The 12900-nt window shown below is 43.7% G+C and carries 7 protein-coding genes; all 7 read left to right on the forward strand.

Annotation, left to right across the window (positions count from 1 at the left end; genetic code table 11):
- The first annotated feature begins 76 nt into the window (after positions 1 to 76).
- Positions 77 to 1546, forward strand: coding sequence for an adhesive domain-containing protein (locus IGJ25_RS06980; RefSeq protein WP_438779212.1), 1470 nt, complete (start codon positions 77 to 79; stop codon positions 1544 to 1546).
- Positions 1547 to 1560: 14 nt separating this feature from the next.
- Positions 1561 to 1869, forward strand: coding sequence for a hypothetical protein (locus IGJ25_RS06985; protein ID WP_074931920.1), 309 nt, complete (start codon positions 1561 to 1563; stop codon positions 1867 to 1869).
- Positions 1866 to 2513, forward strand: coding sequence for a WxL domain-containing protein (locus IGJ25_RS06990; RefSeq protein WP_005225652.1), 648 nt, complete (start codon positions 1866 to 1868; stop codon positions 2511 to 2513). Before IGJ25_RS06985 ends, IGJ25_RS06990 begins: the two co-directional genes overlap by 4 nt.
- A 111-nt stretch (positions 2514 to 2624) precedes the next feature.
- A complete protein-coding gene (locus IGJ25_RS06995; RefSeq protein ID WP_438779213.1) occupies positions 2625 to 3659 on the forward strand; it encodes a DUF916 and DUF3324 domain-containing protein in 1035 nt (344 codons plus the stop codon).
- A gap of 614 nt (positions 3660 to 4273) precedes the next feature.
- The gene (locus IGJ25_RS07000) at positions 4274 to 5002 is read left to right on the forward strand and encodes a LytTR family transcriptional regulator DNA-binding domain-containing protein (RefSeq protein ID WP_311952170.1); all 729 of its coding nucleotides are present in this window, start codon (positions 4274 to 4276) and stop codon (positions 5000 to 5002) included.
- Between the two features lie 27 nt (positions 5003 to 5029).
- Complete coding sequence (locus IGJ25_RS07005; RefSeq protein ID WP_438779214.1) at positions 5030 to 10957, forward strand: bacterial Ig-like domain-containing protein; 5928 nt, start codon at positions 5030 to 5032, stop codon at positions 10955 to 10957.
- Between the two features lie 265 nt (positions 10958 to 11222).
- Entirely contained in the window at positions 11223 to 12899 is a 1677-nt protein-coding gene (gene kdpA, locus IGJ25_RS07010; RefSeq protein WP_438779215.1) for a potassium-transporting ATPase subunit KdpA, read from the forward strand.
- Position 12900: the final 1 nt, after the last annotated feature.

Consider the following 12900-nt stretch of genomic DNA (forward strand, 5'->3'; position numbering starts at 1 on the left):
CCTCCGCTGGTATCTCTAGTGAATCAAAATGTTGAAGCATTGATCATCGTTTCGTAAAGAAAGGGTTAGAAATGGTATGGAAAACAGGAGGAGGGAAAAACGTTTTTACAAATGGACGATCGCTCAGTTGATTCTCTTTTTGACCAGCATCAGTTTCATCAATTTGTATCTTTTAACAACGACAATAAAAGCCGAAGCAGCAGTGAATGTTTTAGATGTGGAGATTTTAAGCAATTTAACTAGTGCCAATACAAGTGGTACTTCAGCAAGTGCACCTTGGCCAGGCAGTGTGACAAATCGACCAGTGACTTTTTCACTCAAAGGGAACGGGGGCTTGAATGCTTCTGTCAATGTCAACGGTGAGGATAAATTTGCTTTGTTGGCGATCCCAACAGAGTTGAGAAATCGCATCAGTGCCAATGGATCAGAAGCTATCAAAACGTCGACCACAGTCAATATTGCCAATGTCCCGCTTTTGAATGCGATCTTAACAGCGCTTGATTCCTTGACCAGCTCATTAAATCTCAATCTCGGAATTGTGCAAATCGATTTAACGGCTGTCAATCAGCAAATTTCCTTGCTAAAAACCGTTGGTAATTTAGGCAATGTAGAAATAAGCAGTCCGTTGCAGTTCACCACCCAAAGAGAAGCGTTGTATGCCAATATGAGTTCGAACCTCGGTGTCGTTTTAGGAACCAATGTCCCGCAAATTTTACGGAATTTAAGCACGGCGATTCAAAATACCCAGATCCGAGTGATCGGTATCGATATTGGCGGCGTCGTTCGTGCATTGCTGCAAGGGTTGCTGAATACCCTGCTTAGCACCGTGACGTCAGCGTTAAACAATTTGGCAACCGTCCAAGAACAAATGGCGGATGCAGCCGTTTTAGGAGCAACGGATGTTCAAATTCCTACGCTACTTTCGGGTCCAGGACAGTTGTCCGCAAATTGGACCGCTAATTTTTCGGCTTCTGTGTTGAAGGCAAAGCCGACGGACATCAATCTCTTGAACTTTAGTGCGCTAAATATCAGCAGTCGCCAAACCATGATTTATTTCATGGTCGAAGCACTGACGATGGATCGGACGAATCTGCCGACTCAGCTGAATTTTGGCCGGCATGCCATTCAAACGAAAAAGAGTGAGACATGGCGGGCAACCGCCAACGGCGACCAAAGCGCAGCAGCTACAACTGGGATTTTACGGATCAATGATACCCGCAATCGTCAGAAAAAATGGCAAGTGAAGGTCAGACAATCCACCAATTGGGTCAATGGCACGCGAACATTGCCAGCTGCCGAATTAAGGGTTCAGCTTGGAACTGTTAATTCGACATTTACAGACGGTCGAGTGGTTTTACCTGATAATGCAACGATTGCCCTGCAGCAAAATGTCGAAAAAAATGTGGTGACGTTGGAAAATGCGACATCGACTGGTGGACTGACTGTTAATTTTTCCCAGTTCAATTTATTTGTACCTGAGAAAACACCTAAATTTCAAGGTCAGTATCGCGCCACAGTCGTTTGGACCGTTTCCGATACACCTTGAAAAGGAAGAGCAGAATGAAAAAAAATTCCCTTGTGCTACTTCTGATTTTGATGATCGGCAGTTTCTACAGTATCGTTCCATCAGCAGTAGCCAATACGACGACCGGCAACATTGAGTTTTATGAAGGACCAACAGAAACATCTAGCAGTGATTCCATTGATGAAGAAATTGAACCACCGACCAGTCAAGAAACGGTCACTAACGCAGAAGAACCGTTGCCACAGCTTGCAGAAACCAATCACTTTTGGCTGCCCGTAATAGGCGGATTCTTCATTAGTCTGACATTGATCATTTGCATCAAAAAAAGGAGGATGGCAAAATGATTTCAAAGAAATCGATAATAGGCGCATTGGGGGTATTGACTGCACTTAGCATCGGTGCGACAGTGCAAGCAGATGACACGACTGGTGTCGTAGAATATACCTCTGGGGGCATCGTGTTTGACCCTGACAAAGGCGGGAGTGATCCCAATACGCAGCTACCAACGAATTTAGATTTTGGTGCCCATGAAATCCAAACAGAAAATGCCGAAACGTGGGTGGCTACTACGGATGGGACTGGACTACCTGGGGATGGATCAACGCTGCAAAGAGGGGCAGTTGCGGTCAGCGATAACCGAGGACAGGCGAACTCTTCTTGGGCGATCAAAGTACGGCAAGCAACCCAATTTACGGCAGGAGACAGCACGTTGGACGGTGCGGTATTAACGGTAGATACGGGGACATTGACCAACAACTTAAGTTCGCCGCCAACCGGAACCAGTGATATTGCCAATGGCGAGCTTGATTTTGCGGCGATCAACAATGAGTATGCGTTCTTGACCGCCAATGCTGGCGAAGGGATCGGTGAAACGTCGATGCCTTTAGAACAATTTACCCTTTCGATCCCAGCCAATACGGAAAAACAATCAGCAACCTACCAAACGACCCTCGTTTGGACGATCAGCAGTGCGCCGACGACCCCATAGGGCAGTAGTCATTGCGTAACAGTTAGCAGAAAAAAAGCAGCTTGCCTGAGCGGCTGCTTTTTATGCTAGCTGATTTTTCTTTCCTATTTTGTGTAGAAAGGATCTGACAGGATGCATCAGAAGAAAGTTCGAGGCAAAGGATTTCAGTATTGGGTAGTAAGTATTCTAACGGTCTTATTTTTCATTGGTACGAGCAGTACGGGGGCAGCAGATTCGCTTGATACCTTCGATGTTCAAATCAAATTGCCAGAGTCACAGCAAGACAAAGAGCTGATGTACTATGATTTGTTGCTGGAGCCCAAGGCAGAAGAAAAACTAGCGGTCATGGTTTCCAATAAAAGCGAGCAACCAATCAATCTACAGCTATCCTTTAATCGAGCGGTCACGAACATGACGGGTGTCGTTGAGTACTCTGGGGCAAATGAAGAAGCAACGCCTTCTGCTCCATACGCGATCGAAGAACTCGTCACTTTAAGTGATGAAACCCTTTCGTTAGCCCCTAATGAGCAAAAAGAAATCACCTTGACAGTCCAGATGCCATCTGAATCCTTTGATGGGATTTTGGCAGGGGGACTATACGTCCAGCAAACCGGCAGTGAAGAATTTCAAGGAAATGTCCAAAATCTACTAGCCAGAGAAGTGGCGGTGTTGCTCCGTAACAAAGAGACCGACATCCCACCAGCGGTTCGGATTGAGGAAGCCCATCTGGAAGAAATCAATCGCCGCAATGTCATCATCGTAGCGGTGGAAAATACAGCGGCAAATTATCTTAGTAAGGCCACGCTTGCTTATGAAGTATTTCATGATGGGCAAGCAACAGCGATCAAAGGGGAAAAAGAGATTCAATTAGCGCCCAATGCGTTAATGAATTACGCACTGCCATTAGATGGAAACGAATTGCAATCAGGAGAGTATGAAATAAAAACGACCCTCAGAGCAGCTGATCAACAATGGCAAGGAGAGCCTACCTTCCAAGTTGCAAGGCAAGAAGCGCAAGAAAGAAACGAGCAAGATGTCAGTATTGAAGAAACCTCTTCGCCGATCCTTCTCTATTTATTGATCGGTGGTGTTTTATGTCTGATCATCGCCTATTTGATTTGGCATAATCGCAAGCTGAAACGAGCTTTGAAAAAAAGTGATGACTAGCAGGTAGTGGAAATCAAAGGTGGTTGCATGAAAAGTCTACTATTATAGTAAGAAATGTTTTCAAATAGCTAAAAGCAGTACCACTCATAAAAAGAATCAGGAAAGAAAACCATTTATCATTGAGAATAAATGGTTTTTTCGTGTGCCGCACATTTTGTTGAGAACAGTGAAGAAGAAATTTTGACATTCACCAATAGGAGGTCATGTCATCACTGATGAATAATTGTTCTTCAATCGTTGAAAGGAGAGAAGCATCCAGTGGAAAATAAATAACGTTTGTGATGTTGGGTTCTGATCGTTTTTTTCACATGAAATTATCATAAAACTTTACATAAAAGTGTTTCCGCTTCCCTGAAAGTCTGTCGTAGATATTGTTAAAAAAACATAATATTTTTCTGCTGGCTACGCTTACTCCCTTATAAAAGCTTTAAGAAAACTCTTTAGCGTGTCTTTTTATCTATAATAGGTTTAGACCAATTACAGCGTCTTTTCTTACTTTGTTTTTAATTTAAACTACCTTTTTTGCATGAATGTTTCGTTAATTCGTTTGAAAGTGCAAGCAGGCATTTTTGATTAAGAATACAATTAGAAATGATGCAAAAAGGAGAATTAAGATGTCTGCAAATTTGAGCAATTTCGCTGTTTATATAGTAGATGACAACTTTTTTAATGGGAATTTGATGAAGAAAATGATTACGGAAAGTCGTGTTCCGCATTCTTTAGTTGAGATTCTTTCGCCTGAAGCACTAGCCCCTTTTCTTGACGGATACCTAACAGATGTGAACGACCTCTTCTTATTTTCCATTGAAATGAAAGGATTTGATCGAAGTTTTCAATTAGCAGGAAGCTTGAGGGAACAATGCAAAAAGTGTCAAATCGCTTTTTATGGTGCCTATGCCTCCAAAATCGAAATCAAGAAGCTGAATCTTATCTGTCCTTTAGGGATCATCGATACAAAAGAAAAGGAGGTGGCAATGCAGCTAAAAAATTTATTAACGGAAGCGATCGAAGTCAAACGATCCTTACTCGGAAAAAAGCACTTATTAAAAATCGTCAGTAAAAGAGAGTTGATGGTGGTTGATGCAGAAGCAATCAACTATATTACAACGATCAAAGGAGAGCGAAACCGAATTGCTTTTCACCAAAAAAAGTCGATCGAATTCCTCGAAACTTCCTTGAAGGTGATCAAACAATTAGAGCTGCCAGAGTATTATAACGTCTTCAAATCCTACATTATCAATGCGCGACAAATCAAAATGATCGATCGAACAAACAATGTTTTGTGCTTTTTTAATGGAGAAGAGTTAGAAGTCGGGAAAAAAATCCGTAAGGCAATCAGTTAAAACTACATACATTTATTGGAGGAAAAAATGAATAAGAGAAGCAAAAGAATTCGTCATGGGATCGTTGTTACCGCACTAGGAATCACTCAAGTGATCACTCCAATCATTGCGATAGCGGAAACAACCGAACAAGAACAGACCGTCAACACGCTAGACAAATCCGATCAACTACTAGAAACGATGACTGAATCGACAAATGATGCTAACGGAAACGAAGCACAAGCAGCTGAGGATGCTCAAACAGATTATTCTTCCGAAGCGAACAAAGAGGAATCATCAGCTGGTTCAGAAAACACGGAACCAAGTCAAACGACCACATCGGCTTCCTCAAATATAACGGAAGATTCTAGCCATGCGAGACAAGAAAGTTCTTCAACATCCGATTCAAAAGAAACCAAAGAAGAGCAACACACACCTCGTGTCAGCACGCGCATCAATGACCAAGAACTTTTGGAAAAAGGTACCCTGCTGACCATTGCTGGCGAAGAATTCAGCCGAACGGCAGAAACACGAATCTTAAACAATAGTCCAGTGAAACTGAAATTGGATTTTGAAATCAATGACAAAGATTATTTCGCTGGCACCACTGCTGTTTTTGACTTGCCGCAAGGCCTTGGCTTTAGTGATGTGCAAGGAACCAATGAAGCGATCAATGCATCGTGGGCTGTAGATAGTGCAGCTCATCAACTGATGATCACGTTTAATCAATCGGTTCATGATGCCTCTTTTTCGATCGAGTTGACTAGTTATCTATATTCAGAAGATAAGCCTCAGCTAACGATTGAGATCGGCGATCGAAACCAGACAAGCTATGCGATTGATTTGTATGAAGAGGTCGATCCGATTCAATATGTGTCAGAAAAAAATGTCTTTGGGATGGAAGGAATGGTCTACTACAATACCGATCGGACATTATCTGGAACGGAAACTCTTTCACTGAATTTGGTTGATACGCCGGGGGCTTCCTTCAAAAAGATTGAGACTCAACCGTTAAAAGTTTTCAGCTATGAGGTGGATATCAAAGGAAAGATCAAGCCAGAAACACAGACAGCATTAGTCGAAGGGACAGACTATACGATCACCTCAAATAGTCTTTACAATACTGCCGTTGAAATCAAACAGATGGACAAACAAAAGGCTTATGGGGTCTCTTATCAATTCACCATGAGCTTGACCGAGCTGACGGAATATACTGCTTCTTTTTCAAAAGGGTATCCAACGACCGGATTTGGTTCGGTACAGCTAAAACAAACAACTGCCCAAAACAGAGGGTTTTCCTTTATCGCAAAAACCAGCAAAGATGAAAAAGAAGTCGATTCTAGGTATTATATGGGGGTTGCTTCTGCCAGTTTTATGAATGGTCTTTCTAAAGGAAACTACTATGTATCAATTCATCAAATGCCGACGGAGATGAAAGCTGGTCAACAAATCATCCTTTCGAGTCAAAACGGACAGCCGATCACGGCGAAACAGTTAACAGCAAGAGATGCCTTCTATCAAAATGTGACTTTTTCGGATTATTTTTCTGTCGAAAATAACGGGGACAAACTGATTGTGACCGCTACAAAAGACAGCAATCTCACTCTTGGTTCCACGAACGTAACCGTATCCTTTGATCAGAAAGATATCATTCTCAATGTCTCGACACCGTTGATCGCCAATAGAGAATTCAAAATCGTTGAAGATAACTATGTCGAACCAATCAGTGTCCTTAATCCCAACAATGCTGAAACGGCTTGGGGGAATTATGATCAAAATGGTGCTTACATGAGTGATACCTCCATCAACATCGAAGGCAGTAACTCACAACCAATCGAAAATTTACAAATGTTTATTGAACATCCAGAGTATCTTTCTTTGAGAAAGGTACCAAAAGTCAGTTTTTACTACACATTAGGAAAAGATTATACGATTGAAGAAGTAGCAGGCGGAACGATGGTCACCTTTACGTCGCCCATTACCTATTCCGTTCAATTTGATATTGGCTTCAATTACGTGCCAGACAGTTTAGCACCGACAAAATCGATTCCTAATGATACAATTCCAATCACGATTTCCGCAACGGGACTTGACACGGTTCATACCTCCGTCTATACAGGAAGAAAGCTGTATTCTGAACGCACGCTCCAAAGCAGTAAGAATCAGTTTTTAGTCAACGCTCGTCAAGATACCATCAGTGATTTGACTGTGGAGACCCATGTTCCGAAAAACACGGAGGTTGTTTTTTCGATCATCGATGTTTCCAATGATCAAGTAAACGGCATTTATCCGCAATATTGGGATCGCGGCGCTTATAATAACCAAGCCATGAAGGAAAGCGATCCGAATTATCCAACGATCACCCATGATGAAGAAACCAACTATTATACCTTTGATTTTGGGACGACCAATCGGCGCTACATTATTGCTTATCAATACGCCAATGGATGGCAGGAAATGAGTACGATTTATGTGCCTGGTTATGCAAAAGAACCGTTATCTAATAATCAACAAGGCACAGCCACAGTTTCAGTATCCAATACGGCGACAGATATTATTGGCATTACGCAAAATACCGTCAATAATACGAAAAACATGACGCAGGTCAAGGTCACGACAAAAAATATCGATGATGGTTCGAAAAAGGTAGCAAATCCAACGATCCTTCTAAAATCGTTAGGAAATACCAATGGCGAAATCGATTTAGGATCGATCACTGTTTCGAATGTGCCAGATGACAGCTATGAAGTCAAAGAAGTTGATGGAAACGTACAGCTTGTCTTTTCAAACTATGTTCTAACGAAAAATATCGAAATCAGTTACAACGTCCTTTCACAAAACGCCGGCCAAATCTCAGCCTCAGCAACGATCGTTTCTGATACGATCGATACCTTGTCGGAAGCCAAACGGACGGCTACCTCGACGGTGGCCAATCTGCAATTTTCGGCAGGCGATTCCAGCGGGATCATCTACAAAACCAATGCGACGCTTGATGTTTATAATACCGAAGAACCAACTGAGAAGATTGCGGGGGTTACTTTGACGCTTTGGAATCAATTGACTGGAGATATCGTTTCTGTCGTAACGGATGAAGATGGGGAATACCAATTAACTGATATTTATACGGGGAACTATACGCTTTATGTTTCCTACGTCCCAGAAGGTTACGTCATACCACAGGAACTTCAGCTTGGTAAAGAGGTGCAAGTGAACCGGACGGGCAATCATCTTTCTGTCGGCATCACACCAGAAGAAGACTTGTCGACGATCGACGCCAAAGATAGCACGATCTACGTGGGAGATGAATGGCATGCTGAAGACAACTTTGTTTCAGCGACAGACAAACACGGCAATGCGCTGACTTTCTCGGAAATCACCGTCAATGGCGAGGTCGACACGACAAACGTTGGCACCTATGAAGTCAAATACATCAACGGCAGTGTTAGTCAAACAGCGACGATCACCGTGGTTGCCAACCAAGAAACGGTAGCAGCCAAAGACAGCACGTTATATGTGGGCGATGCATGGACAGCAGCTGATAATTTTCTATCGGCAACGGATAAAGACGGCAACGCAGTGACAATCACAGAAGTGGCCATCAACGGCGAAGTTGATACGGATACACCAGGAGAATACCAAGTCATTTATCGCAATGGCAAAGCCGAAGCGACAGCAACGATTACCGTGTTAGCTGATCAAACATCAATCAAGGTAAAAGATAGCACCTTATACGTCGGGGACGACTGGCATGCGGTTGATAACTTTGTTTCGGCAACGGACAAAACAGGAGCGAATGTGCCATTTTCAAGTGTAGTTGTTAGTGGAGCCGTGGATACTTCCAAAGAAGGTCAATATCCAGTGGTTTATCAAAACGGCAATCAAAAAGCAACAGCGACGATCACCGTGGTTGCCAATCAAGAAACAGTCGTTGCCAAGGATAGTACACTTTATGTTGGAGATGCGTGGGAACTTGCGGATAATTTTGTTTCAGCAACGAATAAGAAGGGGCAACCGTTAAGCTTGGCAGAAGTCACCACCAGTGGTGAAGTGGATACGAAAGTACCAGGAGAATACCAAGTCATTTATCGCAGTGGCAAAGCTGAAGCAACAGCCACGATCACCGTGTTGGCTGATCAAACATCAATTAAAGCCAAAGATAGCACCTTGTATGTTGGTGACGACTGGCAAGCAATCGACAACTTTGTTTCGGCAACGGATAAAACAGGAGCAAACCTACCATTTTCAGGAGTGACCGTTAGTGGATCAGTTGATACGAGCAAAGAAGGTCAGTACAAAGTTACTTATAGCAATGGTAAAACAGAAGCTATTGCTACGATCACGGTTGTTGCGAACCAAGAAACGGTGGCAGCTAAAGATAGTACGTTGTATGTAGGTGACTCATGGGAAGCCGCGGATAATTTTCTTTCCGCAACAGACAAAGACGGCAAGGCATTGCCGCTGACAGAAGTAACCGTTGATGGCACAGTTGACACCTCTAAAGCAGGCAGATATGAAGTGATTTATCGCAATGGCAAGGCTGAGGCGAAAGCGACGATCACCCTGTTAGCTGATCAAACATCAGTTAAAGCCAAAGATAGCACCTTGTATGTTGGTGACGATTGGCATGCGGTTGATAACTTTGTTTCGGCAACGGACAAAACAGGAGCAAACCTACCATTTTCAGGAGTAACCGTTAGTGGCTCAGTCGATACCTCCAAAGCAGGCGAGTACCCAGTGGTTTATCAAAATGGTCATGTCGAAGCAACGGCGACGATTACGGTCGTTGCCAACCAAGAAACGGTAGTTGCTAAAGATAGTACGATTTATGAAGGCGATGACTGGCAAGCCGCCGACAATTTTGTGTCGGCAACAGATAAAGACGGCAACGCAGTAAAACTGGCTGATATCACAACAGTAGGTACAGTCGACAGCGCCACACCAGGGAAATATGAAGTGATTTATCGCAATGGCAAAGCTGAAGCAAAAGCCACGATCACCGTATTGGCAGATCAAACGAGTGTCAAAGCCAAAGACAGTACTCTGTATGTCGGCGACGATTGGGAAGCTGCCGACAACTTTGTCTCAGCCACAGACAAAACGGGAGCAACGGTTGAATTATCAGGAGTGATCGTTACTGGTACCGTCGATACCAATCAAGAAGGCACATACGAAGTCACTTATACGAATGGAACAGTCAGCGACATAGCGACAATCACTGTGGTTGCTCACGAAGAAACGGTCGTAGCAAAAGATAGTACAATCTATGAAGGAGAGAAATGGCAAGCCGTCGATAATTTTGTCTCAGCAACAGATAAAAGCGGACAAGCAGTTGATTATGATCAAGTATTGATTAGCGGTACAGTCAATACTGATGTGCCTGGAAAATACCAAGTCATCTATCGCAATGGCAAAGCTGAAGCAACTGCCACGATCACCGTGTTGGCAGATCAAACGTCTGTGACTGTGAAAGATAGCGTGATTTATGTCGGTGACAACTGGACAGCAGCCGACAATTTTGTCTCCGCTACAGATCGTGACGGTAAGTCACTCGCATTGGAGCAACTGCTGGTGGACGGTTCGGTGGATACGAAGAAAACGGGCACCTATCAAGTCACTTATTCAATCGTCACTGATGAAGCAGCAACTCCTAACTTTTTCGCACGTTTATTTGGTACTCGCTCACAAGAAGCAGTCACCGCCACAGCGACGATCAAAGTCGTTGAAAAAACAGAAGAACCAGAGGAGGACGATCAGCAGCCTACGAAAGATGATTCTAACAAAGGGCAAGAAAAACCAACGGATGCAGGGCAGACTGATAAACAAACCAAAGCGACCGCAAAGGACAAACGGTTGCTACCAAAGACTGGTACAGCCATCACTCAAGGCTATTCAATTGCAGGAGTGAGCCTTGTTGCACTAGCGGGGATCGTCTTCTTTCGCAAGAAACACACGAACAAAAGCAGAAAAACAAAATAAGTCTCAATGACTCTAGCAGCGGATATCCTTCACGATATCCGCTGTTTTTGTTTTTTAAAATACCTGCTGTATTGCGGTTTTCTTGTCCGATAAGCAGCCGTATAAAGAAGATATAAAGATGCTAGCAGAAGATTTACACTATTTTTATTTCTTTTTGCGTATGCTTACGTCATGAAGGAGTGAAGAATATGAATCTTGTTTTAGGAATAATCGGAGTGATCGTAATGATCTATCTCTTTTGGTACTTGTTTGAGGGGGGAGAACGATGAGTAGCTATTTTGTGCAAGGCTTTTTATTTTTACTGATCTTACTAGCAGCAGCGGTTCCTTTGGGCTGGTATATCAAAGAAATCATGCAAGGAAAAACACCGCGGTTTGTCCGGTTTATTCAACCCATTGAACGGTTGACCTATCGAGTGATTGGTTCGGTCAGCAAAAAAGAAATGACCGCCAAAACCTATCTATTTTCCGTCTTGGCCGTTAGTGTCTTTTCCATCATCGGCTTGACCGGATTATTGATGGTTCAGCACTGGTTACCGCAAGGGGCAGTCGTTGAGAACATGTCCTTTGACTTAGCCTTGAACACAGCCGTCAGTTTTGTGACGAACACGAACTGGCAAGCTTACGCTGGGGAAGAAGCACTGACCAATCTTTCCCAAGCATTAGGATTAACGGTGCAAAATTTCTTATCAGCAGCAGTAGGACTAGCCGTACTGTGTGCCTTGATTCGTGGGCTGCAGCAAAAGCAAAAACGTACGGTAGGGAATTTTTGGCAAGACATCACCCGTTCCTTGCTCTATATCCTTTTGCCACTTTCATTGATGTTAGCGATCTTGCTCCTGTCTCAAGGCGTTGTCCAAACGTTGAGCAGCGGCGTGGAAGTCAATGGATTTGAGGGGGAATCCTTTTGGATGGTGCTCGGACCAGTAGCGAGTCAAATCGCCATCAAGCAATTAGGGACCAACGGCGGCGGGTTCTTTGGCGCCAACGCTGCCCACCCATTTGAAAACCCAACGATGTTCAGTAATTTTTTAGAAAACTTAGCGATCTTGCTGCTGCCAGCTACTTTGATTTTTGCCTTTGGCTTTTGGATCAAAGAATGGAAACAAGGACGTACGATCTTGATCACCGCAACCGTCTTTTTGATCCTAGCTTTTATTGGCGTAGTGATCAGTGAAGCTTATGGACCGCAATTCAGTCAAGTGCTTGGGAATGCCAATCTAGAAGGCAAAGAAGTACGTTTCGGTGTCGGTTGGTCGAGTCTCTGGGCAGTGAGTACCACCGCTGCTTCCAGTGGATCAGTCAATGCCATGCTGGATAGTTTTACACCACTCGGGGGTGCGATCCCGATGTTCTTGATGCAGCTGGGGGAAATCATCTTTGGCGGTGTCGGCAGCGGGCTTTATGGCATGATCGCTTTTCTATTATTGACGGTCTTTATCGCTGGTTTATTAGTCGGACGAACACCCGAATATATCGGCAAAAAAATCGAAGCCTTTGACATTAAAATGACGAGTATCGTTATTTTGACGCCATTGCTACTGACGCTTTTCGGGGCTATGTTGATGACCTTGCATCCTGACATCATGAGCTGGCTAACCAACCAAGGCGCCCATGGCTTTAGCGAACTGTTGTATGCAGCAACTTCGTTTAGCAACAACAACGGGAGTGCCTTTGGCGGCTTGACCGCAGATACTGTTTTCCTGAATAGTTTGGGTAGTATCTTGATGTTCGTTTCACGTTTCGTTCCCATCGCAGCCATTTTATATCTGGCAGAAAACATGGGTGCCAAAAAGAAAACCGTTCGTAATGAAGGAACCTTGTCAACCACGAGTCCAGTATTTGTCACGATGCTGATCATTGTGATCATCGTGATCGGTGCACTAAGCTTTTTACCAGCGATGGCTTTAGGTCCAATCGCAGACTTCTTTACAACGAAATAGG

The sequence above is a fragment of the Enterococcus sp. DIV0240d genome, from assembly GCF_051711245.1.
GTDB lineage: Bacteria > Bacillota > Bacilli > Lactobacillales > Enterococcaceae > Enterococcus_D > Enterococcus_D casseliflavus.

Bases quoted from the DNA above. Each gene is read 5' to 3' on its own strand.
- IGJ25_RS06980 (WP_438779212.1), top strand. From the start codon at position 77: ATGGAAAACAGGAGGAGGGAAAAACGTTTTTACAAATGGACGATCGCT.
- IGJ25_RS06985 (WP_074931920.1), top strand. From the start codon at position 1,561: ATGAAAAAAAATTCCCTTGTGCTACTTCTGATTTTGATGATCGGCAGT.
- IGJ25_RS06990 (WP_005225652.1), top strand. From the start codon at position 1,866: ATGATTTCAAAGAAATCGATAATAGGCGCATTGGGGGTATTGACTGCA.
- IGJ25_RS06995 (WP_438779213.1), top strand. From the start codon at position 2,625: ATGCATCAGAAGAAAGTTCGAGGCAAAGGATTTCAGTATTGGGTAGTA.
- IGJ25_RS07000 (WP_311952170.1), top strand. From the start codon at position 4,274: ATGTCTGCAAATTTGAGCAATTTCGCTGTTTATATAGTAGATGACAAC.
- IGJ25_RS07005 (WP_438779214.1), top strand. From the start codon at position 5,030: ATGAATAAGAGAAGCAAAAGAATTCGTCATGGGATCGTTGTTACCGCA.
- kdpA (WP_438779215.1), top strand. From the start codon at position 11,223: ATGAGTAGCTATTTTGTGCAAGGCTTTTTATTTTTACTGATCTTACTA.